Genomic DNA, 22,988 nt, shown 5'->3' on the forward strand with positions numbered 1-22,988 from the left:
CCTGCTGCAAATCGATCTGACGATCAGACTGCTTCGGGCAGTCTGGCAATGACCTTGATCTCGAAATCAAACCCATACAGCCACGTCACACCAACAGCCGTTACCGTCGGATGCGGCGCCTCGCCCCAGAACTCGGTCAGCACCACATCCCAGATCGTCTCGAATTTCGACTGGGGGTCAACGATAAACACGGTGACATCGACCACGTCATCGAAGCTGCCACCGGCCTCCTCAAGGATTGCATTGAGGTTAGTGAAAGCCTGACGCACCTGGTTTTTCAGGTCCGGCTCGGGCGTGCCGTCCTCGGTGCTGCCGACCTGTCCCGAGACAAACAGAAAACCGTTGGAGCGAATGGCTGGCGAGTATCGATGCCGCTCATAGAGGGTGCGGCGTGCGGGTGGGAAAACAACATCGCGCTGAGTCATGGGAGTGTCTCCTTCATTTGAGTTGATGGAGCCACTGTAGGTATTTGCAGGCGGGCGATAAACGCGCAAGCTTGGCGTTCACTGTTTGTGAAATCCAAACAATCGAGGGCGCACCTTGGACCGTTTTGACGCAATGCAAGCCTTTGCCCGGGTGGTCGAGGCGGGGAGTTTCACCAAAGCGGCAGAAACCCTGCACATGAGCAAAACCACCGTGACGCAACTGGTTCAACAGTTGGAGGCACGGCTGCGGGTCAAACTGCTCAACCGCACCACGCGCAAGGTCAACGTCACCGCCGATGGCGCGGTTTATTACGAGCGGGTGATCAAGTTACTGGCGGATATGGACGACGCCGAAACCAGCCTGCCCGGCGCGGCGGCGATGCCCAAGGGCCGGCTGCGCGTGGACGTGCCGAGCCCGCTGGCGCGGTTGATTCTGGTGCCGGCCCTGCCTGAGTTTAACGCGCGTTATCCGGATATCCAGATCGACATGGGCGTCAGTGACCGCATCGTCGACATCATTGATGAGAATGTTGATTGCGTGGTGCGCGGTGGCGAGCTTATGGACTTGTCGCTGATGGCGCGCAAGGTCGCCGACCTGCAGTTGGGCGTGTTTGCCGCGCCGCAATACCTGGCGCGGGCGGGCACACCTGCGCATCCACGGGAGCTGGAAGACAGCCATCATCGCGTAGTCGGTTTCCTCTGGGCACGCACCGGCAAACCAGTGCCGTATGCCTTGCACAACGCCAGTGAAAACCTGCAAATCAAAGGCCGCCACGTGCTCGCGGTCGATGATGGTAATGCCTACCTCGCGGCAGGTCTGGCGGGCTTGGGCGTGCTGTGGCTGCCCAAATACATGTCTGCCGAACACGAGGCGCGCGGCGAACTGGTGCCGCTGTTCGAGGACTGGAAACTCGAGTCGATGCCGCTCTATGTGGCTTATCCGCCGAACCGGCATGTCAGCCTGAAACTGCGAGTGTTCATCGATTGGGTGGTGGCGTTGATGGCGTGACGGCATTTTGGTGCGCTTATTGCTAGCCGCTGTGCCAATGCCGTCAAAAAACCAACACATTCGGCGACCTGAAAGCCTGTAGCGATGAGATGCATGGCTTTCAACTCAAGGAGCTTCACCCGCATGAATATGTACATCGATATCGTCGGTGCATGCAATCTGAGCTGTCCCTCTTGCCCGATGGGCAACTCGGAAAATCTCAACTTCAAAAAAGCCATGCAACTCGACATGTTCAGGCAGATTGTCGAAAAGGCCGGGATCGAGGGCGTTGATACCATCTTCCTCTACAACTGGACCGAGCCACTGGTTCATCCCAAAATTGGCGAATTCATCGAGATCATCAATGCTGCCGGCATGGAAAGCGGCATCAGCACCAACCTGAATCTGGCCAAGAACATGGAAAAGGCCTTGTTGGCCGAACCGAGTTACTTCCGCATATCGCTGTCGGGTTTTAATCAGGAGACCTACAAAAAGGGTCATGTCGGCGGCGATATCGAAGTCGTAAAGCAGAACATGCTTGCCCTGCATGAGATCAAACAGCGATTGCGTTTGAGTACCCGGGTCGACGTTTACTATCACCGCTATCTGGATAACATCGAAGAAGAAGCACTGATGCGCGAGTTCAGTGAGCGCCTGGGCTTCATCTTCACCACCGGCTATTCGGTGATGATGCCGCTGGAGAAAACTCTGGCCATTGTCGAGCGAGACCCGTCTGTCACGCCTACCGATCTGGAAACCCTGAAACGCCTGGCACTGCCGCCGTACGACGATCTGGTCAACGTTATCCAGCATTACCCCGAGCAAGCTTGCTCGCTCAAGGATGACTGGCTGGTGATCGACTGCGATGGTAATACGGTGCTGTGCTGCACGATCTTCAATCAGACCGAATATCAGGTCGGCAAGTACCTCGACATGCCGCTTGCTGAACTGACACGTCGCAAATCGACCCAGCAAAACTGCGTCGACATGTGCAATCGCTGCGCGAAAAAAGGCCTGCATATCTACTCGATGTACCCCAACCAAGGCGTGCTGGAGCGCCACGCGGTTAATCGCATTCTTGATTTCGAGAATCTCAGTAGCCTAGGGCTTGCTGTGGACAGCGAACTGCTGGGGCGTGCGGGTGAAGTCAGTGCTGAACGTTTCGATGAAGCCCAGTATCTCCAGCTAAACGACGATGTCAGGCACGCCGTTTCCACCGGACAATTGAAAAGTGGCTATCAGCACTATGTGCTTCATGGCCGTCTGGAAGGAAGAATGGGAGCTGGTGTGTTCTCGGTGGTCTGAACTGGGCTCAGGTGGGCTGATAACCAGGCGATAAAGCTTTTCGCCAGCGGATCATGCTCACTGTCGCGGTGGGTCAGCAGAGCCCAGTTCGGCCCGCGAATGGTGTTCTCGACCAAGGGTTGCAATAAGCCGTCAGCGCGCGCCTGACGGCTTAGCAATTGGCTGACCAGCGCGATGCCCAGCCCCGAACATGCGGCGTCGAGCAGCAATCCCGGATCGGAAAAATTCAGCCCCTGATCCTGCTGGCCGACGTCGATCCCGGCCTCGACCGCCCAATGACTCCAGTCCATTTCCCGCTCGCCATGCAACGTGGTGCGTTGTGCTGCCGGCAACGCTAAAACCCTCGGGTGACAGGCTGGAAATAGCCGGTCGGCGTGCAGCACTTTGAAACTGCATTCGGCCTGCGAGCTGATGTCGTCGCGCACAGCGATGTCGATGGTCTGCGTGGCCATGTCCGGCACTTCATCGGTGCTGTAAATCCACAGGTCTACCTCGGGATGCTGCGCGCGAAAATCCGCCAAACGCGGCAACAGCCAATGCCGAGCGAATGCCGGTGTGGTGTTGAGCACCAGTTGATTGGGTTTCTGATACTGGCCCAAGCGCCGAATCCCCACCGCCAATTGCTGCAGCATCGCTTGCGTGGTGCTGAGCAAGTCGTGGCCGGCATCGGTCAATGCCACGCTGCGACCGCTGCGGAAAAACAGCGGCTGTTCCAGGTACGCCTCAAGGCTGCGAATCTGCTGACTGATCGCCGATTGGGTGAGGCTCAGCTCTTCGGCGGCCTTGTGAAAACTACCGAGCCGGGCGGCGGCTTCGAAGCCACGCAGGGAACTGAGCGGCGGCCAGTGCTTGAGCATATCGATAAGCTCCTCTAATCAGTTGTGCGCTAAATCCATCGTTTGTTTGCCTGTTTGCGCGTCCGTAGCATTGGCGGCGAGAACACATTGGCTTAACTAGCGAGGCTTATCATGCAGCACAACGACAATAAAAACAGCGCCTGGATGATGCCGGCAGAGTGGGTGACCCATGCCGCGACGTGGATGGTCTGGCCGCACAACCAGACGTTGTGGGAATCCGGTTGGCGCGTGACCCTGGCGCAGGTGCAGGAAGATTTTGCGCGCGTCGCCAACGCCATCGCCCGTTTCGAACCGGTGAAACTGGTGATCGACCCGTCGGCCATCGCCAGCGCCAAAGCCTTGTGCGGCCCGAACATTGAATTGATCCCGCTGGACGTGAATGACAGTTGGTGCCGCGATTCCGGCCCGACGTTTGTCTGCCATCCGCAGCAAGGGCTGGCCGGTGTCAGCTGGCGTTTCAACGCCTGGGGCGGCAAGTCGGCGCATGATCTGGACGAAAGCCTGGCGCGCCGCGCACTCAATCACCTTGGCCTGGAATGCTTCGGCACGCCACTGAGCAACGAAGGCGGGGCGATTCATGTCGACGGTGAAGGCACGCTGATCACCACCGAATCGGTGCTGCTCAACCCCAATCGCAACCCCGGCATTGGCAAAGCCGAGATGGAAGCGATCTTCAGCCGTTTGCTCGGCGTGAAGAAAACCATTTGGCTGCCGGGCGATCCGGATTACGTCACCGGCGACATGACTGACGGCCACGTCGATGGCGTCTGCGCCTTTGCCCGTCCGGGTGTGCTGCTGGTTGACGCCACTCACGACCAGTCTTCGGTGTACGCCGAAGTGGCGCGGGAAAACCGTCGTGCGTTGGAACTCGCCACCGATGCGCAGGGGCGCAAATTCGAGCTGATCGAACTGTTCGAAGCCACCGATGCGGTCGACACCGAAGCCGAAGTGTTCTGTGCGTCCTACACCAATTTCTACATCGCCAACGGCGCGATCATCATGCCGGCGTATGGCATCGAGGCTGACAACGTCGCCTCCAAAGTGCTGGAGCAAGCCTTCCCCGGCCGCGAAGTGGTGCCGGTAAGGATCAATCATCTGGCCCATGGTGGCGGCGGGGTGCATTGCATCACGCAACAGCAGCCGGCCTGGCCGTTGAGAGGTTGAACGCATGAGCATTCTGACCATCGCCACCACCCAGATGCCGTGCACTTGGGATTTACCGGGAAACCTTGATCGCGCCGAGCAGCTCGTCCGCGACGCCGCGAAGCAGGGCGCGCAAGTGATCCTGTTGCAGGAGCTGTTCGCCACACCGTACTTCTGCATCGAACAAAGCCATAAACACATGGCCCTGGCCGAGGAATACCGTGACAGCCGCGTGCTCGTTCGCTTCGCCGCACTGGCCCGCGAGTTGGGCGTGGTGTTGCCGCTGAGCTGGTTCGAAAAGGCCGGCAACGCTTACTTCAATTCGCTGAGCGTGGCCGATGCTGACGGGCGCCTGTTGGGTGTGTATCGCAAGACCCATATCCCCAATGCCATCGGCTATCAGGAGAAGGAATATTTCAGCCCCGGCGACACCGGTTTCAAAGTCTGGGACACCGCGTTCGGCCGCCTCGGCGTCGGCATCTGCTGGGATCAGTGGTTCCCGGAAACCGCGCGTTGCCTGGCGTTGATGGGTGCTGAGGTGTTGCTGTATCCAACGGCGATCGGCTCGGAACCGGGCTGCGCGGCGCTGGATTCCCGCGACCATTGGCAGATGACCATGCGCGGCCATGCGGCGGCCAATTTGCTGCCGGTGGTGGCGTCGAACCGCGTTGGTCGAGAAACCGCGACCACCGATTCGAACCTGCAAATGAGCTTCTACGGCTCGTCGTTCATCAGCGATCACAAGGGCCAATTGCTCGCCAGCGCTGACCGCGACAGTACCGGTGTGCTGCTGCACAGCGTCGATCTGGCCGCCATGCGCGAAGAGCGTTTGAGCTGGGGCATCTATCGCGATCGTCGTCCGGACATGTATGGGCCGCTGCTCAGTCAGGACGGTCGCCACCTCCATGCACGCTGGAACACTCAAGGGGTTTGACATGGCTATCCACCACAAACGCTTGCGCGGCGCGATCGGCCTGGCGCTGATCTGCTTGATACCGTCGCTGCACGCCGAAGACAAAACCCTGCGGCTGTACAACTGGGCCGATTATTTTGCTGAAGACACGCTGAGCCGCTTCACCGCCGAAACCGGGATCAAGGTGATTTATGACGTCATGGACGGCAGCGAGACCCTCGAAGCCAAGATGCTCTCCGGCGGCAGCGGTTACGACCTGATCTTCCCCGGCGACACCGTCGCCGAGCGCTTGATGCGTGCCGGCAGCCTGATGCCGCTGGATCAAACGAAGCTGACGGAATTGGCTGATATCGAACCCGGTTTGCAGAAACTGCGCGGCCATTACGAGCATTCCAGCAAGGCCACGGTGCCCTACACCTGGGGCACCATTGGCCTGACCTACAACGAAGAGCAGATCAAACAGCGCATGGCGGACGCACCGGTCGACAGCCTCGACATGCTGTTCAAGCCTGAGCTGGCGGCGAAGTTTGCCGATTGCGGGATTTCGATGATCGATTCGCCGGATGAGGCATTGGCGGTAGTGCTCAACTACCTCGGTCGCGATCCGCGCAGCGGCAAAGCCGAAGATCTGGCAGCGGCCAGCGAGTTGCTGATGAAGTTGCGCCCGTACATCCGCAAATTCCAGTCGCAACCGGTGACCGATCTGGTCAACGGCAATCTGTGCCTGTCGCTGGGTTACAGCGGTGACATGACCCAGGCGCAACGCACCTCGGACAGTGCCGGCAAACACACGCGCTTCCAGTATCGCGTGCCGCGCGAAGGCACGAAGGTGTGGATGGACACCATGGCCATTCCGGTCGACGCCAAACACCCGGAATACGCCTACGCGTTCATCAACTTTGTCATGCGCCCCGAGAACATGGCAGCGATCAGCAATTTCACCGGCTACCCGACTTCCAACGCCAAGGCGCGGGCGAACGTCGATGCAAGTATGCGTGACAACCCGGATATCTACCTCGACGAAGCGACCTATGCTCGTTTGATTCCGGGCAAGGACATTCCCCAACCGGACATGCGCGCGCGTATGCGCACCTGGACCAAATTCAAGACTGCCACTGGCAAATGATCCATGGCCGGCGTGTTGCGCCGGCCTTTTTCTACAGGAAAAGCAACATGTCGACTCGTCGCGAGTTCATCAAACAAGTCACGGTCGCCGCCGGTGTCGGCGCGGCATTCATGGGCCTCGGCCTGTCGCCGGGCAAAGTCCTCGCCGCCGCGCAAGGCCGCTGGTTCATGCCCGACGAAGGCGATAAACATGAGCGCGCCTACATCGCTTTCGGCGCGCAGGACGCGATCTGGGAAGACTTCACCGAAGACGTCCAGGAAGCGCTCGGTCGTATCGCCCGCGCCATCGCCCGGTTTGAACCGGTCACCGTGTTCTGCCGCAAGAACGAGCGCAGCATCGCCGAAGAATTTTGCGGTACGCGCAATATCACTTACGTCACTGCCGGGCTGGATGACATCTGGATGCGCGACATCGGCGCCAACTTCGTCATCGACGACAAGGGTGGCCTGGGCGCGGTGGACTTCAACTTCAACGGTTGGGGTGGCAAACAGCAGCACGGTAAAGACTCGAAGATCGCCGCACTGGTCGCCGACGACGCACAAGCCACCTACATCCGCACCGATCTGGTGGGCGAGGGCGGTGGCATCGAGGTCGACGGTCACGGCACCGGGATCATGACCGAGAGCAGCTGGATCAACCGCAACCGCAATCCGGACTGGAGCAAGGCCGATGTCGAAGCTGAACTGAAGGAGCGTCTGGGCCTGCGCAAAATCATTTGGCTGCCGGGCATCAAGGGCAAGGACATCACCGACGCTCACGTCGATTTCTACGCGCGTTTCATCAAGCCCGGCGTGGTGATTGCCAACCTCGACACCGACCCTGAATCCTACGATCACAAGGTCACCCTGGCGCACCTGGAAATCCTCAAGAACGCCACCGATGCCGACGGTCGCAAATTGCAGATCCACACGATGTCGCCGCCGCTGAATCCGCGCAAAAGCAAGTTCAACCAGAACAACCCGGACTTTGCTGCCGGTTACATCAATTACTTCGTCATCAACGGCGCGATCATCGCCCCGGAGTTCGGCGATAAAGCGGCAGACAAAAAGGCTTTCGATCTGTTGTCGCAACTGTATCCGGATCGCGAAATCGTCCAGCTCAACATTGATGCAATCGCCGCCGGTGGCGGTGGAATTCACTGCGTCACCAGCCATCAACCACAGGCGTGATTGACTCTTTGGCGGATCAAGCCAACTATCGGCGCACAACAACATGACCGATGGACCACAACTTGATCGAACGACGCCAATTCAGCGGAGGCATGAAGGGGAAAAACCTCCGCTATCTGAATGAGCAAGGCGCGGAAGACTCGCGCTTGACCCGCACCGGCTTTCTGCTGCTCGAACACTTTTCGCTACCGGCGTTTACCCAGGCGCTGGACACCGTTGTCACTACCAACCTGTTGCGTCCGGGGTTGTTTTCGTCGCGCACGTTTGGCTTGGGTGACGGCGAAGTGATCAGTGATCTGGGGCTGGTCATCCGCCCTGACGCACGTCTGGATTCAGCCGCGCTTCAGCAACTGGATCTGCTGGTGGTGTGTGGCGGGTATCGCACCGAGTTGCGGGCGAGTGAGGAGTTTATTCATTTGCTTCAGGTTGCAGCGGAGCGGGGCATCAGCCTCGCCGGGTTGTGGAACGGTTCGTGGTTCCTCGGCCGCGCCGGATTGCTCGACGGCTATCGCTGCGCGATCCACCCGGAACATCGCCCGGCGCTGACTGAAATCGCCAAAACCACCCATGTCAGCAGCGAGCCTTACGTGATCGACCGCGACCGGCTCACGGCATCGAGTCCGTCCGGCGCTTTCCACATGGCATTGGACTGGATCAAGAGCCTGCACGGCAAAGCCCTGGTCGAAGGGATCGAAGACATCCTCGCCTTCGAGGAATCGCGTTACCGGCGCATCAAACCAAACGAGAACATCTGCGTCAGTGCGCCGCTGCGTGAAGTGGTGAAGCTGATGGACGCCAATCTGGAGGAACCGCTGGAGCTGGAGCAACTGGCGGTGTACGCGGGGCGCTCACGTCGCCAGTTGGAGCGCTTGTTCAAGGAACAACTGGGCACCACGCCGCAGCGTTATTACCTGGAACTGCGCATCACCGAAGCACGGCGTTTGTTGCAGCACACCGAGCTGTCACAAGTAGAAGTGCTGGTCGCTTGCGGCTTCGTCTCGCCGAGCCATTTCAGCAAATGCTACAGCTCATATTTCGGCTACAGACCTTCCAAAGAAAAACGCCTGGTCAAATAACCCAAGCCGTCACCCACCTGAATTCACCTCGAAATCCCACGTCGGCGTACCTCCCCCAAACACCCTGGTCAGTTCCCTCTCCCTCTGGGAGAGGGCTAGGGTGAGGGGCTCTTGAAGACCTTATACATCACCGAAGCGCGCCATATGCCCCAGTCGTTGCAAGCGGGAGTCCTGCCGGTTTGCAGATGGGCCATGCCGAGCCATTGAAAATGGCGTCAAAGTGCCACTGATTGCCACCCCAAACACCACCTGTCACCCTGCGCCTCGTTCAAAGGATCAGGACAAGGAATCAAGGATTGAGTGGCTACGTCCCCAACCCTCCAAAGGGTTATCGCAACACCGGCGTCGAACCCGTCGACGTCAACGCCCAACACTGGGCGCAATACAAAGACCTTCCAGCGACACCAGACGTAAAACCAGAACCGTTGGGATGCGTCTTCGCCAAAAGCTGCAACTTGCCCGACGGCGAAATCAACCACACAAACCAAGCTGGATTCGTCCCGGTAGAGAAACTGGCGGACTACGGTTTGTGGGCTGTCCTGGCCACAGGAGCGGCAATCACCGCCGAAGGCACAACTCTTCAACTGGTCGGCGGTTCCACAACCGGCAGCGCCATTGCTCAGCGAGTGGGTGGCTCCCTCGCGCTAGGCTTGCTCGAAAGTGCAGGTGCGTTGGCAGCAGGTGCCGCCGTCGGCACCGTTGCGCTATTAATGCCTAATACCAACCTTGCACCCGACAGTGCCTTCTACAAAACCGACCAGTACGCCACGCTCGAAACGGGCCGCACTCGCGTCCGCGTCAACGTGAAGACCTTGCCGGACGGTTCCGTCAGCGCTTACGGTTTCTACACGGGCGGCAAAAAGGACTGGGAAAATGTTCCTGTCATCAAAGCGGAAAAGGACGGCGAGAAATACGTAGCCGACGTAGGTAACGGCATTGGCCTTACCTGGACGCCAGCAGCAAACCCAGATGGTGTGCTGGGTATTCCAGCACTTGAAGGCGTGCCGCAATTACCTCCCGTATGGATATATCCGCCGACAGAAAAGTCGGACACGCTTTTGGCTAATCCAGCACATCCTCCCGAGTTTCAGGATGCGATCATCTGGTTCCCCGACGATGCAGGCCTTGAGCCCATCTACATCGTGCTCAGCACGCAACTAGAGAAGAACAAGGTAGCAGGGGCGGCCTTCGAAGAAGAGTCGTACAGCGGTTTTTCGGAAGAAATGGAAGAGTCCGGCCAACAAGTAACGATAAAAACAGAGAGCGGCACCCGGACCCGCCTCGATATGATAGGCAGAGATGCAAACGGCGATATCGCGTGCGTCGAATGCAAAGCCTCGGAAACGGCACCACTGACCCGCAATCAAAAGCGAGCATTCCCGGAAATCGAACAGAGCGGTGGACGCATCATGGGTAAGGGCAAACCCGGCTTCCCCGGCGGCACCCAAATCCCGCCAACCCGAGTAGAAATTCTGCGCCCGCCGCAAAAATAACGGAATCAAGGAACTGAAATGTCAGTAACAGACGCAAAAACCATCGACATGTGGGGTATCCCAAAATGGGACAGCAACAAGATCATCCTCGGTATTGCTGACCATTTGGAATGGGGCGATAAGGCTGAACAAGGCGAGCACCTGTTGGTGCTTCAAGAGAAAATCAACAACTACATCGCTTTCATCGAAAGCGGTGAAATCTACATTGAGATACCCGGTGCACTCGGAAAATCACCTGTCATTCGTGTCCAAGGCAAGTACGAGTTACCCGAGCAAGGCGAGTTGTTCATCGATCGCGTTGCTGAGGCATTGAAGGAGGTGGGCATAGGATTCGAATTCGTGCTCAAAGCGGACTAATAAACACATCTAGGGAAAACGGAGCTGACAATCTCCACTGAGAGATCGGGCATGTCCATCACCGAAACCAAAGTCGTCGACATCATCGCAGTACCCGAGTGGGAACCAGATAACGTCGTGCTCGTCATCACCGATCACCTGGAATGGGGCGACAAAGCGCAACAGGGTGAACACCTGTTGTTGCTTCAAGAGAAAATCAATACCTACATCGCCTTCATCGAGAGCGGCGAACTGCTGGAAAGCTATCCGCCAGCGAAAGGTAAAAAACCGAAGATTCGCATCAATGGTCTCTATGAGCTGCCCGAGCAAGGTGAAACCTTTATCGACCGCGTGACCGAGGTACTCAAAGGCGTGGGCATTGGAATGGAGTTTGTACTCAAGGATGACTTTGCAGTTCGCCACTAGCGGTTGCCCAGACGCCGGCTTGTCCTCTGAACGCTGACAGTCCTCTCTGAAAGATCGCGCGCACTGAATACTCCTGCGCGACTGGAAATCGAGCCAGCCAAGCCATTTCAGCAAGTGTTACAGCTCGTATTTCGGCTACAGACCCTCCAAAGCAGAGCGGCTGGTCAAATAACCCAAGCCGTTTCTCATCTGAGTTCACCACGGTATCCCACGTCGGCGTACCTCTACCAAACACCCCGGTCAGTCCCCTCTCCCTCTGGGAGAGGGCTAGGGCGAGGGGCTTTTAAACACCGCCGCGCACACACGTTTAACTTACACGCACTGTTACGCCATAACGGCTACAACACCTTGCGCCGTTGCCTACGCGTACGCCAGAATCCGCCGGCTTACGCGCCTTGAGGCGGGCTGTATCGTTTCCCTGTCACTGCAAAACAGTGATCGGGTTTGGTAGCCCGTTTTCTAAGCGTAATGCGCCGCTATATGCAGTCTCTTTTCGAGGCTCGGTTTTATATGGTGGCCATGCGTGGGGCTCCTTCGGGAGCGCCGGGGTTTACTCGCTTAGACCGGTCTACCAACCTGCGCAATGGTCACCACCTCGTTTGGTAGCGTGAGTGATGGCTCCTTATTTTTTGCTAAGCGAGTGTCATCTATGTTCAAAATTACGCCGAACCCGCCAGAAACCGATCCTATCCCCTACGACGCCGAGCTCGAACCTCAAAACATCAAAGAGGCCACCGACCGCGCGATCAACTTCTACCTCAATCCCTCGGCGCTGAAGACGTCAATACCCACCCGCAAGACCGGTAAGATCTACCTCATCGATCCCACGGTAGATAACGAAACCCTGCTCGTCGAAGCCACTGAAACACTGTCCTGCGCCAGTGACATGGCCCGAGATCTCGCCGATGTGATCGACCCTTCACAGCGCAAAAAGATGCTGATCCTGCAACAGGTGATCATGCTCAGTGAGCTGGTGGTCGGTCGAGTTCTGGATAACCAGCGCTTGCCGCACTAGTCGCGATGCAGATGGGTGAGGGGGCATGCCCCCTCATTTGCACGGAAGCGTCCGCGATCGCGGCGCTTCACGCCTTCTATCAAAGAACCTGAAGCGGTTCTTGTCTGGAGTTTCAGCTGATGTCTCAGCCACCCGAACCACCGGTCACAGACCTGGTGTCCCCGTACGCATCGCCCAATTCAAGAAAGCTCCACGAAGCCGCAGAACGGGCGCTTGACCATTACCTGTTGCCTGCCGCGATCATGGCCACACCCTATACGCCCAGCACGATGTTCATGGTTAACCCGCAATCCGACGCCGAGTCCTTGCTGAGCAATGCCAGCGGTTCCCTGGCGTCCGCCACGGTGATGCTCGGTAATTTTGCCGGCGTGCTGGAGGGATCAAACCGCCATACGCTGCTGGGTATTGCGCAAGTGGTCATGTTGGGGGAGTTGGCGGTGAACAAGGCGCTGGATCTTGTTGTGCCAACTGAGTGATCGCGCACGTTGGGCGGGGTTGAGGGTGTCTGGTCGGGCGTGATCGCGAGCAGGCTCACTCCTACATTTGAAATGCGTTCCCCCTGTAGGAGTGAGCCTGCTCGCGATGACGCCCGTTCAGGCAAGGAATCTGCAAAAAGTGAGCATCCCTCAAGCCTCAATCCCACCCTCAAATAATCAAGCAGTCAGCCATTGCGGTTGACTGCTTGTTTGTTTCTACAGGTGGTCAGCGTCGATCACGGCTTTGGCAAACGCCTGCGGATCCTCCTGCGGCAAGTTGTGGCCAATCCCGCCGTTGATCAAACGGAACTGATACTTGCCGGTAAAACGTTTGGCGTAATCCTCCGGCGCCGGGTGCGGCGCACCGTTGGCATCGCCTTCAAGGGTGATGGTCGGCACGCTGATCGCCGGCGCGGTGGCGAGTTTCTGTTCCAGTGCCGCGTATTTCGCTTCACCCTGTACCAGGCCCAGACGCCAGCGGTAGTTGAACACGGTGATGTCGACGTGATCGGGGTTCTCCAGTGCCTTGGCGCTGCGATCGAACGTGGCGTCGTCGAATTTCCATTGCGGCGAAGCGGTTTGCCAGATCAGTTTGGCGAAATCATGAGTGTTCTTCTCATACCCGGCGCGACCACGGTCAGTCGCAAAGTAGAACTGATACCACCACTGCAATTCCGCCTTGGGCGGCAGCGGATTCTGCCCGGCGGCCTGATTGCCGATCAGGTAACCGCTGACCGAGACCAACGCTTTCACCCGTTCCGGCCACAGCGCCGAAACGATGTCCGCCGAACGCGCGCCCCAGTCATAACCGCCAAGCACCGCTTGCTTGATCTTCAGCGCATCCATGAAGTCGATGACATCACTGGCCAACGCTGCCGGTTGACCGTTGCGCAGGGTGTCTTTGGAGAGGAACTGCGTATCGCCATAACCGCGCGCATACGGCATCAATACCCGATAACCCTTGGCCGCGAGCAACGGCGCGACTTCGTCGTAGCTGTGAATGTCGTAGGGCCAGCCGTGCAGCAGGATCACCACCGGGCCATCGGCAGGGCCGGTTTCGGCGTAGGCGACGTCGAGCACGCCGGCCTTCACATGTTTGAGCGGGCCGAAAGGCGAGGGCGCGGAATAGCTGACGGCGGAAGGTTCTGCGGTTTGCGCCTGAGCGCTGCCAAAAGCGCCGAACAACGACAAAGCCAGAATCGACAAGCCGAACGCGGTTTTGCGGGTGTGCAGTGCCATCTTCATGGTGACGTCTCCTTTGCGAGCCTTTGGCCAAGGGTTCTGAATGAACACCTGAAACCTTGAGTGCATTTGAGCGCGGAGACGTATCTGGCCTGTGTCGAAGAACGGCTTTGTTGCAAGTCGATGTGTCGCGGTGGGGTTCGTACACAGTCTGATACACGGCAACGAAACCGACTCACCACGGGCCTGATTCAGGCCAAAATAATAAGTCGCTGTTTTAAAACAAAAAATATTTCACTTCGCGCTTCCCAAAGCCAAAAAACCTTGGTAAATTGCGCCCCGTTCTCACAGCGAACCTAACGAAGTAGCTGGAAAGAGCAGTAGGGGCGTCGCCAAGCGGTAAGGCAGCAGGTTTTGATCCTGCCATGCGTTGGTTCGAATCCAGCCGCCCCTGCCATATTCGAAAAAAACGCCAACTTCGCAAGAAGTTGGCGTTTTTTTATGCCTGCGATTTGGCCAGGCGGAGCAGGGCAGGCGTGCGCGGCGCCGAAGCACCGCGCACGCCGTCCACTCAGTGCGGTGCGCGCGGGATGGTTTTCATCAGGTCTTCAGGGCTGATGTGGCCGACCACACTGCCCGGTTGCGGCAGGTTGAGGATGTGGCCTTTCATCTTGCCGATGATGTGCATCTCGCACGGCTTGCAATCGAACTTCAGCGTCAGCACTTCATCGCCGTGGATCAACTGCATCGGCGCGACTTTGGTGCGCACGCCGGTCACGCCTTTCGCCTGTTTCGGGCACAGGTTGAAGGAGAAACGCAGGCAGTGCTTGGTGATCATCACCGGCACTTCGCCTGGTTCTTCGTGCGCCTCATACGCGGCGTCGATCAACTTGACGCCGTGACGGTGGTAGAAGTCGCGCGCCTTCTGGTTGTAGACGTTGGCGAGGAAGGTCAGGTGCGAATCCGGGTACACCGGCGGCGGGTTGGTTTCGGCTTTACGGCCGCCACGCGGATGAGCGGCGACACGGGCGGCGGTCAGGGCTTCGATCACTTCACGGCGCAGCGACTTGAGCTGCGAGTTCGGGATGAAGAACGCCTGTGGCGCATCCAGCTTGATGTCGGTGGCGTGGTACTGCGTGGTGCCGAGCTGGCCGAGCAGATCACGCAGCTGTTCCAGAGCTTGCTCAGGCTTGTTGGCCACACCGAACGGACCGTTCAGGGTGATGCTGGCGCTGATGCCTTCTTCACTGGTGGCGGTCACTTCCAGCTGTTCTTCACGCAAACGCGCGACCCAACTCAAAGCCACGCGACGCTCGGACGAAGTTTTTTGCAGCGCCTGTTGCCAGTTGTGATCGAGGTTGCGATTCAACGGATGATTCGGGCGCAGCTTGTACAGGCCTTCGGGCATTTCGTTCGGCTCGACGCGATAGCGGTAGCGCTTCTCGCCGTCTTCTTCGAATTCACCTTTTGCTTCAGCGATGTTGGCGCGGAAACCGACCACTTCGCGTTTGACCAGTACGTTGAGGCCATCGCCATTGGACAGCGGTTCGTGGGTGACGACCTGCATGTCACGCTTGGCGACTTTTTCGACGATACCCACCGGCAGACCGGTGAAAGTCGGTGAGTCGAACGCGCCAATGTCGATCTTGCGATCGGTGACGAAGTAATCGGTGCTGCCACGGTGGAAAGTCTTTTCCGGATCGGGCAGGAAGAAGTGCGCGGTGCGGCCGCTGGAGGCGCGGGCCAGGTCCGGGCGATCTTCGAGCACGTCGTCGAGGCGCTGACGGTAATAGGCGGTGATGTTCTTCACATAGCCCATGTCTTTGTAGCGACCTTCGATCTTGAACGAACGCACACCGGCTTCGACCAGGGCGCGGATGTTGGCGCTCTGGTTGTTGTCTTTCATCGACAGCAGGTGTTTTTCGTAGGCGATCACGCCACCCTTTTCATCTTTGAGGGTGTACGGCAAGCGGCACGCCTGCGAGCAGTCGCCACGGTTGGCACTGCGCCCGGTCTGCGCGTGGGAGATGTTGCACTGGCCGGAGAAGGCCACGCACAACGCGCCATGGATGAAGAATTCGATGGCGGCGTCAGTTTCGTCGGCGATTGCGCGGATTTCTTGCAGGTTCAGCTCGCGGGCCAAGACCAGTTGCGAGAAACCGGCCTGATCGAGGAACTTCGCTCGCTCCAGCGTACGGATATCGGTCTGGGTTGAGGCGTGCAGCTCGATCGGCGGAATGTCCAGCTCCATCACGCCCAGATCCTGAACGATCAGCGCGTCGACCCCGGCGTCGTACAACTGATGGATCAGCTTGCGCGCCGGTTCCAGTTCGTTGTCGTGCAGGATGGTGTTGATGGTGGTGAAGATGCGCGCGTGATACTTGCGGGCGAACTCCACCAGTTCGGCGATTTCGCCGACTTCGTTGCAGGCGTTGTGGCGCGCGCCGAAGCTCGGGCCGCCGATGTACACGGCGTCAGCGCCGTGCAGGATCGCCTCACGGGCGATGGCCACATCGCGGGCAGGGCTGAGCAATTCCAGGTGATGCTTGGGCAAGGACATAGTTTTTTTAGTCAGGCTGTCACGGTTAGGCGCGCATTCTACCCGTGAAACGACATGTCGGCACCTCTGTACCGATGGTCTGCAAATCGCGCTCGGCACATTTGGCGGATTCGCGCAACTGTCAGACCTGTCAGTTGTTGTGCAGAAGGAAGTTCGAAATAGTAATGAAATCACTCGCCGAACATTCATTACGAAAAGGACATGTTGCTATGAACGATAAAGACTATTTTGGTTATTTAGGCATCAACAAAAATAATTTGAACAGAAGGACTCGCGCGCCGGAAATTTACTACAAAGCAGTGATTGACCCCGTCCATCCGCACCTTGACGGGCCGGTATTCCAGGCAACCAAAGAAGGCAGAGCTTTCTACTTCGGTTCCGCCGAGACCTTTAGCCTGATCGCGCACCATAGAGAGCATGCAAACGACATTTTCGAAATAATGTCATTCGTTATCAATAACGAGCTACCCGATGGGGAACACGACATAGGGGGGCAGGGTAGTAGTGTTCAAGGGCTCATCACGATGACCCCGCATATCATCTATGCCAAGGCGGGGAAAATTAAGTTTCAGAGAAATGACGCGAACAGTTCGATAACCGCCAGTTTCCACTTCGACTTTGAGCTTGAGGATGACGGCCAAATAAAAAAATACAGCGTGAAGGAAGGAAAGTTATCGCTTGTCGCAACAGGGCCACTTGAAGCCCGGAAGCAATCCTGAAAATGACCCGAGCCAGCCTTTAGAGGCTTGGCTCGGGTTTTAAGCTTCGATGAATCGGCGGCTGATGACTTAAAGGCGTAAAACTCAGGCCTTGGCCGCCATCGCAGTCACTTCCACACGCATGCCTTCAACCGCCAGCGACGCCACACCTACCGCCGCGCGCACTGGCCATGGCTTGGCGAAGTAGCGCTTGTAAACCTCGTTGAATGCCGCGCGATCGGCCATGTCGGTCAGGTAGATGGTCAGGTGCATTACGCGGTCCATCGAGCTGCCGGCGCGTTCCAGCGCAACCTTCAGCGCTTGCAGGGTGCATTCGCTTTGCAGGGTGATGTCGCCCAGTTCCAGACTGCCGTCGGCACGGGTCGGGATCTGCGTGGACATCATGATCCCGTTGAACGTGGTGACGTCCGACGAAATCGAGTCTGCGTCCGGATCGGGGGTAAAGGTGATGTCTTGGTTAGCCATGCGGATCCCTTGTTTGAGCGAGTAAATCGCGCCAGTTTACAGATTCAGGGCTAACGGACAAATGATCAGCCGCCACCGCAGTGAAAGCGTTGAGGGCGATCAAACCGGCTGCGTCGCCGCTTCTGCCGCTATGGCTGCAACGACGCTGGGGCGGGCGGCGATGCGACGGGAGTGGGCGGCCAGCGCCGGCCAGTGCTGCAGGTCGATATTGAAGTTTGGCAGCCACGTCAACACGCTAAACAGGTAGGCATCGGCGACTCCGAATGTGCCCAGCAAATAGTCCTGATCCACCAGCCTGCGGTTCAGGTAGTCGAGGCGTTTGAACAGTTTTTGCGTAAAAATCGTTTTGGTCGCTTGTGGCATTTGCGCATCGAACAGCGGTGCACAGCCACCGTGAATTTCCGTGCTGATGAAGTTCAGGTCCTCTTGCAAGCGCGTCCGCTGCCAACTGCCGAGTGTCGGCGCCAGTGCGCTTTCGGCGACCTGATCGGCGAGGAACTGCAGGATCGCCGGGCCTTCTGTCAGCACTTCGCCGTTATCCAGGAGCAACGCAGCGACGTAGCCCTTGGGGTTGATGTCGCGAAAGTCTTGTCCGTCGGCCGTGCGCTTGCTCTGATTGTTGACGCGAATCAGCTCGAAGGGCAGGCCCGATTCGCGCAAGACAATGTGCGGCGCCAGCGAGCAGGTCATCGGGGCGAAATACAGTTTCATGGCACTTCCAGTGGGTGAGGAAGTGTCAGCATCCCTTGCAGGGACAGGTCTTCGCAAAGGTCATTTGCAGTGTTAGCGTATGACAAAATCTCATGAGCACCGAACTCGTCATGGTCGCCAGACTCCCCTCGCTCAACGGCTTGAAAGCGTTTGAGTGTGCCGCTCGGCATATGAGTTTCACCAAGGCTGCCGAAGAACTGAACGTCACGCAAACCGCCATCAGCCATCAGATCCGCCGTCTCGAAGAGGAGTTGGGCGTGAATCTGTTTCTGCGGCTCAAGGATGGGCTGGCCCTGACTGAAGACGGCCAGGCGTACTTGCCTGGCATTCGTACAGCCTTCCAAGAGTTGCGCTATTCGACGCAGACGTTATTGGAGTCGCGCCACAACAGCGTGTTGACCATCAATACCTTGGTGTCGGTCGCCTCCAAATGGTTGTTGCCGCGATTGCCGTCATTTCAGCAGGCGTTTCCCGCCATCGATGTGCGCATCAGCGCATCCACCGAGCTGGTCGATTTTCGTCGGGGCGGCATCGATGCCGCGATTCGTTACGGGCGTGGCGACTGGAAAGGCTTGCGCGCCGATTTCCTGATGTCCGATGAGATTTTTCCGGTGTGCAGTCCGGCGTTGCTCGACGCGTCGAAAAGCCTGAGCGCACCGGCCGATTTGCTCGAGCACACGTTGTTGCAAGTCAGTGGCATGACCGCCGGCGACTGGAACAACTGGCTCAGCGCCGCCGGTGAGTGTGCGCAACTCGCCGAGCGCCCGCGCCTGACCTTCGATCTGGCAATGATGGCCGTGCAAGCGGCGGTGGACGGGCAGGGTGTGTGCATCGGGCGTTCGACGTATGTCGACGACGACCTGCGCGCGGGCCGGCTGGTCGCCCCGTTTAATCTACGGTTGAAGGATGACTTGGGTTTCTATTTGGTGACGCCCCATGAAACCGCCGATACCCGCAAGATCGCGGCGTTCAGGACTTGGCTGTTGGCGCAACGCCCCGGCGACGAGGCCTTTGTATAAGCGTGTATCAATCCCGTGCAAGGACACACGTAAACAACAAACCGAGGATTTGCGACACATCCTTTCTACATGCCGCGCCCACAGTAGAGGTCACCCCAACACGAACTTTGAGAGGCACGCCATGCACCGTCCACTGTTTCTGACCACCGCAGTAATTTTCGCTTCGATGATCGGCTTCGCACACGCGGCCGACGCGCAACCCAAGAGCTGGCAGCAAGGGCTGAGCCGCACCGATCTGGTAAAGCAGGATCTCGGCGCGGCCGACCGCGAAGTGATTCAGGCACAGGTTGATTTCGAACCGGGCGTGACCTCGCCCCGGCATGCCCATCCGGGCGTGGAAGTCGCTTATGTGATCAGCGGCACATTCGAGTATCAACTGGAAGGCCGGGCGCCGGTCACGTTGAAGGCCGGTGATTCGCTGTTCATTCCGGAAGGCGTGGCGCATATCGCGCGCAATGTCGGTCAGGACAAAGGTTCCGAACTGGCGACTTACATCGTCAAGAAAGGTGAGCCGGTGCTGATTCTCAAACCGCAGAGCTAACGCGTCGGGCCGTAATAAATCGTGTGCAGTATCAGCAACTCTACGAAAGCGACGACCACGCAAAACCTGACGAACCCCGCAGTAAAGACCCTGCGGGGTTTTTCGTAGTTGAAGTCGAAACCGCACAGTAACAACAGAATGCCGAAGAAGGTTTTTATCGCGCGCATCAGCGTTCATCCTTGGCCATGCCACGTTCGCACGGCTGATTCATGAGTCAGTTCCAGATGCCACTATTCAGTGCAGTGTCACAACTCTGCGACTCTCGCCAATCCTGATTCTGTCCAGCGCCCGGTTCAACGCATCGAGGGCATCGAGCAGGGCTTTGGCCTCGGCTTCTCGGCCTTCGCCCCAGAGACGTTCGGCCATTTTGTTCATGGCCTGAATGGAACGCTCGATGTCTGCGGCGGTGGTGGCCTCTTTATGGACTGACAGTTTTTTCGGCATTCAGGCCTCCTCTGGTGACGTATGACGAATCAGGCCGGTAAACGCTTGATGCGGTTTTTCGACGGCTATTGCAGCACATCTGCAAGCGTTTTGCTGCGACGTCCGCCGTCCATGTGTCGCACGAATGATCAGTGGCTGTTCGCGTCTGGTCTAGAGTGGATCGATACAACGACTGAACGAGATCAGGACGATGTTTGGCAAGTATCCCGAGCAGAAGCAGTCGCCACAGATTCGATGGAGTATTTCGCCTGGGCGATGCTGAGTTCACTCGGCAAGTTTGCACCGTTCTTGGCTGCAAGAATCTCGGCCATCACGCTGACGGCGATCTCCGCAGGCGTCTTGCTGCCGATGTATACGCCGATCGGTCCGTGCAGACGCTCAAGTGACGCTTCGGTTTCACCAAAATGCTCGATCAGGCGTTCGCGGCGCAGCTGGCTATTGCGCCGTGAACCGATGGCGCCGATGTAGAACGCCGGGCTGTGCAGCGCTTCCAGCAATGCCAGATCGTCGAGTTTGGGGTCATGGCTCAAGGCAACGATGCAGGTGCGCAGATCGACCGCGAAGTCGCGCACCACATCATCCGGCATGCCAATGATGCGCTCCACACCATCGACCGCCCAGGTTTCGATGTACTCGGGGCGCGGATCGCACACCGCCACTTTAAAACCGTTGAACAACGCCATGGTCGCCAGATACTCGGCCAGTGCGCCGGCCCCGATCATCAGCATTCGATAGCCCGGTCCCAAGGTGTTGAGCATCTGCACGCCATCGAAGCTGAACTGTTCCGGCGTCGCAGTCGGTTCGAGCATGACCTGACCGGACTCCAACGCCAGGCGACGACGAACCAGTTGCCCGGCGTCCAGTTGCACCAGCAACGCGTCGAGTGACTGCCACGACGGATTGAACTCAAGGATCAGTTCCAGCGTGCCGCCACAGGGCAAGCCGAAGCGATGCGCCTCATCGGCACTGACGCCATAGCGCACCCCTTGCGGTGCGCTCTCGCTAAAAGCGCTGCCGCCATGGGCCGTGGTGTAGCGGTGGATCAGATCGTCTTCGATGCAGCCGCCGGACACGCTGCCCACCACGCGACCATCGTCACGCAACGCCATCATCGACCCCGTCGGACGCGGTGAAGAACCCCAAGTGCGCGCCACCGTGGCGAGCAATACACGCTCGCCAGCGGCAAGCCAGTCCCGCGCCGTGCGCAGGACCAGCAAGTCGATGCTTTCCATCAGTGTCTCCTCTTAGCGCATCTGCAGGATGATCGGGCTGCTGCTCGCCGGATCGGTGTGCTCACGCAGTTTGCCCACGGTCTGCGCATCGACAGCGCTGGCCTGATTGCCCCAGGTGCTGCGCATGAACGTCAGCACTTCAGCGATCTGCTGATCTGACAACTGCTCGCGGAAGGCCGGCATGCGATAAGCGTCCGGCACGCCAGCCGCGACCACACGCTGCGAACCATTCAGGGTGATGTTGATCGCCGAAGCGCTCTCCTTAGCCAGTGCCGAGGTGGCGCCCGCCAGCGGCGGCATCCATTCAGGTTGCCCCTTGCCGTCGAGGCCATGGCAGGAAGCACAGCGCGCCACGTAGGTATGCGCACCGGGCGAGTCCAGGCGTTGCGCTGCCGAAACCGCTTGATACTGCCACGGCGCGCCGTCCCGTTCGCGATCCCCGGGAAGTGACTTCAGGTAGTGGGCAATCGCGCTCAGATCGTCATCGCTCATGAACTGCGTGGAGTTGTTGAACGCTTCGGTCATCGAGCCGTAGACCACCGCATGTTGGTTGCGACCGGTCTTGAGGAACTTCACGATTTCCGCCTCACTCCAGCGGCCCAATCCGGTGTTGTGATCATCGCGCAGGCTCGGCGCGTACCAGCCATCGAGCAAGGCGCCGGCGAGGTACGGTTTACCGGTGTCATCGAGTGCCTTCTCGTTGAACGCCAGGCCGCGCGGCGTGTGGCAACTGCCGCAGTGCCCGGCGCCCTGAACGAGGTAAGCGCCACGGTTCCACTGTTCGTCCTGCGACGGTTTGGCCACGTAAGGCTCGGCGTCGACAAACACGCCGTTCCACAGTGCAATCGGCCAGCGCAGATTCAGCGGAAACGGAATCGCACTCGGGATATTCGCCTGTTTCACCGGCGCCACGCCTTTCATGAAGAACGCATACAGCGCGCGCACATCATCGTCACTGAGCTTGGCGTAGGACGGGTACGGCATCGCCGGGTACAAACGGCGACTGTCGGGTGCCACGCCGTGGCGCACCGCCCGGTCGAAGTCCGCCAGGCTGTAGTGGCCGATGCCGGTGTCCGTGTCCGGGGTGATATTGGTCGCGTGGATTGAGCCCAGCGGCGTGGCCATTTCCAGGCCGCCGGCGAACGGTGCGCCGCCCGGCACGCTGTGACAGGCCACGCAATCGCTGAGCCGGGCGACGTATTCGCCACGGGCGACCAGTGCCGGGTCGACGTCGGCCACGGCGATCTGAGGGTTTTCCAGGCGCGAGACAGGCTCGCGGGTTACATACCAGGCCAGCAGGCCTGCCGCGACCAGGCACGGCACCGCCAGCCAGCCAGCGGTTCTTGCGAATCGGCTGTTATTCATGG

General features: G+C 58.6%; 25 protein-coding genes and 1 tRNA gene. 16 read left to right on the top strand and 10 right to left on the bottom strand.

What is annotated here, in order from left to right; genetic code table 11:
* Window positions 1-23: 23 nt before the first annotated feature.
* Window positions 24-425, bottom strand: coding sequence for a RidA family protein (locus CKW38_RS04720; protein ID WP_007919094.1), 402 nt, complete (start codon window positions 423-425; stop codon window positions 24-26).
* 115 nt (window positions 426-540) lie between these two features.
* On the opposite strand from CKW38_RS04720, the gene CKW38_RS04725 reads away from it, so the two are divergent.
* Both CKW38_RS04725 and CKW38_RS04730 read left to right on the top strand, forming a co-directional pair.
* Entirely contained in the window at window positions 541-1,434 is an 894-nt protein-coding gene (locus CKW38_RS04725; RefSeq protein ID WP_095111997.1) for a LysR family transcriptional regulator, read from the top strand.
* Between the two features lie 123 nt (window positions 1,435-1,557).
* The gene (locus CKW38_RS04730; RefSeq protein ID WP_095111998.1) at window positions 1,558-2,718 is read left to right on the top strand and encodes a radical SAM/SPASM domain-containing protein; all 1,161 of its coding nucleotides are present in this window, start codon (window positions 1,558-1,560) and stop codon (window positions 2,716-2,718) included.
* Here CKW38_RS04730 and CKW38_RS04735 read toward each other — a convergent pair.
* Window positions 2,667-3,575, bottom strand: a complete 909-nt coding sequence (locus CKW38_RS04735) for a LysR substrate-binding domain-containing protein (protein WP_007919091.1) — start codon at window positions 3,573-3,575, stop codon at window positions 2,667-2,669. The two genes, CKW38_RS04730 and CKW38_RS04735, sit on opposite strands and share 52 nt — an antisense overlap.
* 111 nt (window positions 3,576-3,686) lie before the next feature.
* On the opposite strand from CKW38_RS04735, the gene CKW38_RS04740 reads away from it, so the two are divergent.
* From CKW38_RS04740 to CKW38_RS04785, 10 genes are all read left to right on the top strand, one after another.
* Entirely contained in the window at window positions 3,687-4,739 is a 1,053-nt protein-coding gene (locus CKW38_RS04740; protein ID WP_007919090.1) for an agmatine/peptidylarginine deiminase, read from the top strand.
* A gap of 4 nt (window positions 4,740-4,743) precedes the next feature.
* Window positions 4,744-5,652: an N-carbamoylputrescine amidase gene (aguB, locus tag CKW38_RS04745; protein ID WP_095111999.1), complete on the top strand. Its 909-nt coding sequence runs from the start codon at window positions 4,744-4,746 to the stop codon at window positions 5,650-5,652.
* Between the two features lies 1 nt (window position 5,653).
* Window positions 5,654-6,757, top strand: a complete 1,104-nt coding sequence (locus CKW38_RS04750) for an extracellular solute-binding protein (RefSeq protein ID WP_095112000.1) — start codon at window positions 5,654-5,656, stop codon at window positions 6,755-6,757.
* 47 nt (window positions 6,758-6,804) lie between these two features.
* Window positions 6,805-7,926, top strand: coding sequence for an agmatine/peptidylarginine deiminase (locus CKW38_RS04755; protein WP_007919087.1), 1,122 nt, complete (start codon window positions 6,805-6,807; stop codon window positions 7,924-7,926).
* Between the two features lie 50 nt (window positions 7,927-7,976).
* The gene (locus CKW38_RS04760; RefSeq protein ID WP_095112001.1) at window positions 7,977-9,002 is read left to right on the top strand and encodes a GlxA family transcriptional regulator; all 1,026 of its coding nucleotides are present in this window, start codon (window positions 7,977-7,979) and stop codon (window positions 9,000-9,002) included.
* Window positions 9,003-9,298: 296 nt separating this feature from the next.
* Entirely contained in the window at window positions 9,299-10,495 is a 1,197-nt protein-coding gene (locus tag CKW38_RS04765; RefSeq protein ID WP_007919075.1) for an S-type pyocin domain-containing protein, read from the top strand.
* Between the two features lie 18 nt (window positions 10,496-10,513).
* Entirely contained in the window at window positions 10,514-10,852 is a 339-nt protein-coding gene (locus CKW38_RS04770) for a DUF6572 domain-containing protein (protein WP_007919073.1), read from the top strand.
* Window positions 10,853-10,903: 51 nt separating this feature from the next.
* Window positions 10,904-11,257, top strand: a complete 354-nt coding sequence (locus CKW38_RS04775) for a DUF6572 domain-containing protein (protein WP_007919071.1) — start codon at window positions 10,904-10,906, stop codon at window positions 11,255-11,257.
* A gap of 649 nt (window positions 11,258-11,906) precedes the next feature.
* The gene (locus CKW38_RS04780; protein ID WP_095112002.1) at window positions 11,907-12,272 is read left to right on the top strand and encodes a DUF6124 family protein; all 366 of its coding nucleotides are present in this window, start codon (window positions 11,907-11,909) and stop codon (window positions 12,270-12,272) included.
* 119 nt (window positions 12,273-12,391) lie between these two features.
* The gene (locus CKW38_RS04785) at window positions 12,392-12,748 is read left to right on the top strand and encodes a DUF6124 family protein (RefSeq protein WP_007919067.1); all 357 of its coding nucleotides are present in this window, start codon (window positions 12,392-12,394) and stop codon (window positions 12,746-12,748) included.
* A gap of 216 nt (window positions 12,749-12,964) precedes the next feature.
* On the opposite strand, the gene CKW38_RS04790 is transcribed toward CKW38_RS04785, so the two are convergent.
* Window positions 12,965-13,993 carry an alpha/beta fold hydrolase gene (locus CKW38_RS04790; protein WP_095112003.1) on the bottom strand — a complete coding sequence of 343 codons (1,029 nt, stop codon included), beginning with the start codon at window positions 13,991-13,993 and terminating at the stop codon, window positions 12,965-12,967.
* Window positions 13,994-14,312: 319 nt separating this feature from the next.
* Here CKW38_RS04790 and CKW38_RS04795 point away from each other — a divergent pair.
* Window positions 14,313-14,387 (top strand) — tRNA-Gln (locus CKW38_RS04795).
* Between the two features lie 114 nt (window positions 14,388-14,501).
* On the opposite strand, the gene CKW38_RS04800 is transcribed toward CKW38_RS04795, so the two are convergent.
* On the bottom strand, window positions 14,502-16,490 hold the full coding sequence (locus CKW38_RS04800; RefSeq protein ID WP_095112004.1) for a U32 family peptidase: 1,989 nt from the start codon (window positions 16,488-16,490) through the stop codon (window positions 14,502-14,504).
* Between the two features lie 209 nt (window positions 16,491-16,699).
* Here CKW38_RS04800 and CKW38_RS04805 point away from each other — a divergent pair, with 209 nt between their 5' ends.
* Window positions 16,700-17,209 (top strand): hypothetical protein, encoded by a 510-nt coding sequence (locus CKW38_RS04805; RefSeq protein WP_095112005.1) that lies wholly within the window; start codon window positions 16,700-16,702, stop codon window positions 17,207-17,209.
* Between the two features lie 84 nt (window positions 17,210-17,293).
* Here CKW38_RS04805 and CKW38_RS04810 read toward each other — a convergent pair whose 3' ends face one another.
* Window positions 17,294-17,674, bottom strand: a complete 381-nt coding sequence (locus CKW38_RS04810) for a RidA family protein (RefSeq protein ID WP_007919637.1) — start codon at window positions 17,672-17,674, stop codon at window positions 17,294-17,296.
* A gap of 99 nt (window positions 17,675-17,773) precedes the next feature.
* On the bottom strand, window positions 17,774-18,385 hold the full coding sequence (gstA, locus tag CKW38_RS04815) for a glutathione transferase GstA (RefSeq protein WP_095112006.1): 612 nt from the start codon (window positions 18,383-18,385) through the stop codon (window positions 17,774-17,776).
* Between the two features lie 110 nt (window positions 18,386-18,495).
* Here gstA and CKW38_RS04820 point away from each other — a divergent pair, with 110 nt between their 5' ends.
* Window positions 18,496-19,404: a transcriptional regulator GcvA gene (locus CKW38_RS04820; protein WP_176472296.1), complete on the top strand. Its 909-nt coding sequence runs from the start codon at window positions 18,496-18,498 to the stop codon at window positions 19,402-19,404.
* 121 nt (window positions 19,405-19,525) lie between these two features.
* On the top strand, window positions 19,526-19,945 hold the full coding sequence (locus tag CKW38_RS04825) for a cupin domain-containing protein (RefSeq protein WP_095112008.1): 420 nt from the start codon (window positions 19,526-19,528) through the stop codon (window positions 19,943-19,945).
* On the opposite strand, the gene CKW38_RS30130 is transcribed toward CKW38_RS04825, so the two are convergent.
* From CKW38_RS30130 to CKW38_RS04840, 4 genes are all read right to left on the bottom strand, one after another.
* Window positions 19,942-20,112: a hypothetical protein gene (locus tag CKW38_RS30130; RefSeq protein ID WP_176472284.1), complete on the bottom strand. Its 171-nt coding sequence runs from the start codon at window positions 20,110-20,112 to the stop codon at window positions 19,942-19,944. The genes CKW38_RS04825 and CKW38_RS30130 overlap by 4 nt on opposite strands.
* A gap of 67 nt (window positions 20,113-20,179) precedes the next feature.
* A complete protein-coding gene (locus CKW38_RS04830) occupies window positions 20,180-20,389 on the bottom strand; it encodes a hypothetical protein (RefSeq protein WP_095112009.1) in 210 nt (69 codons plus the stop codon).
* Between the two features lie 182 nt (window positions 20,390-20,571).
* Window positions 20,572-21,621 carry an XdhC family protein gene (locus CKW38_RS04835; protein WP_095112010.1) on the bottom strand — a complete coding sequence of 350 codons (1,050 nt, stop codon included), beginning with the start codon at window positions 21,619-21,621 and terminating at the stop codon, window positions 20,572-20,574.
* A gap of 12 nt (window positions 21,622-21,633) precedes the next feature.
* Entirely contained in the window at window positions 21,634-22,986 is a 1,353-nt protein-coding gene (locus CKW38_RS04840) for a cytochrome c (protein WP_095112011.1), read from the bottom strand.
* Between the last annotated feature and the right edge of the window lie 2 nt (window positions 22,987-22,988).

Source organism: Pseudomonas sp. Irchel 3H7, from assembly GCF_900187605.1.
GTDB lineage: Bacteria > Pseudomonadota > Gammaproteobacteria > Pseudomonadales > Pseudomonadaceae > Aquipseudomonas.

Coding starts and splice junctions, on each gene's coding strand:
- CKW38_RS04780 (WP_095112002.1), top strand. CDS start 11,907: ATGTTCAAAATTACGCCGAACCCGCCAGAAACCGATCCTATCCCCTAC.
- aguB (WP_095111999.1), top strand. CDS start 4,744: ATGAGCATTCTGACCATCGCCACCACCCAGATGCCGTGCACTTGGGAT.
- CKW38_RS04840 (WP_095112011.1), bottom strand. CDS start 22,986: ATGAATAACAGCCGATTCGCAAGAACCGCTGGCTGGCTGGCGGTGCCG.
- CKW38_RS04730 (WP_095111998.1), top strand. CDS start 1,558: ATGAATATGTACATCGATATCGTCGGTGCATGCAATCTGAGCTGTCCC.
- CKW38_RS04805 (WP_095112005.1), top strand. CDS start 16,700: ATGAACGATAAAGACTATTTTGGTTATTTAGGCATCAACAAAAATAAT.
- CKW38_RS04770 (WP_007919073.1), top strand. CDS start 10,514: ATGTCAGTAACAGACGCAAAAACCATCGACATGTGGGGTATCCCAAAA.
- CKW38_RS04740 (WP_007919090.1), top strand. CDS start 3,687: ATGCAGCACAACGACAATAAAAACAGCGCCTGGATGATGCCGGCAGAG.
- gstA (WP_095112006.1), bottom strand. CDS start 18,385: ATGAAACTGTATTTCGCCCCGATGACCTGCTCGCTGGCGCCGCACATT.
- CKW38_RS04755 (WP_007919087.1), top strand. CDS start 6,805: ATGTCGACTCGTCGCGAGTTCATCAAACAAGTCACGGTCGCCGCCGGT.
- CKW38_RS04820 (WP_176472296.1), top strand. CDS start 18,496: ATGGTCGCCAGACTCCCCTCGCTCAACGGCTTGAAAGCGTTTGAGTGT.
- CKW38_RS04810 (WP_007919637.1), bottom strand. CDS start 17,674: ATGGCTAACCAAGACATCACCTTTACCCCCGATCCGGACGCAGACTCG.
- CKW38_RS30130 (WP_176472284.1), bottom strand. CDS start 20,112: ATGCGCGCGATAAAAACCTTCTTCGGCATTCTGTTGTTACTGTGCGGT.
- CKW38_RS04800 (WP_095112004.1), bottom strand. CDS start 16,490: ATGTCCTTGCCCAAGCATCACCTGGAATTGCTCAGCCCTGCCCGCGAT.
- CKW38_RS04720 (WP_007919094.1), bottom strand. CDS start 425: ATGACTCAGCGCGATGTTGTTTTCCCACCCGCACGCCGCACCCTCTAT.
- CKW38_RS04760 (WP_095112001.1), top strand. CDS start 7,977: ATGGACCACAACTTGATCGAACGACGCCAATTCAGCGGAGGCATGAAG.
- CKW38_RS04775 (WP_007919071.1), top strand. CDS start 10,904: ATGTCCATCACCGAAACCAAAGTCGTCGACATCATCGCAGTACCCGAG.
- CKW38_RS04735 (WP_007919091.1), bottom strand. CDS start 3,575: ATGCTCAAGCACTGGCCGCCGCTCAGTTCCCTGCGTGGCTTCGAAGCC.
- CKW38_RS04790 (WP_095112003.1), bottom strand. CDS start 13,993: ATGAAGATGGCACTGCACACCCGCAAAACCGCGTTCGGCTTGTCGATT.
- CKW38_RS04785 (WP_007919067.1), top strand. CDS start 12,392: ATGTCTCAGCCACCCGAACCACCGGTCACAGACCTGGTGTCCCCGTAC.
- CKW38_RS04835 (WP_095112010.1), bottom strand. CDS start 21,621: ATGGAAAGCATCGACTTGCTGGTCCTGCGCACGGCGCGGGACTGGCTT.
- CKW38_RS04750 (WP_095112000.1), top strand. CDS start 5,654: ATGGCTATCCACCACAAACGCTTGCGCGGCGCGATCGGCCTGGCGCTG.
- CKW38_RS04825 (WP_095112008.1), top strand. CDS start 19,526: ATGCACCGTCCACTGTTTCTGACCACCGCAGTAATTTTCGCTTCGATG.
- CKW38_RS04830 (WP_095112009.1), bottom strand. CDS start 20,389: ATGCCGAAAAAACTGTCAGTCCATAAAGAGGCCACCACCGCCGCAGAC.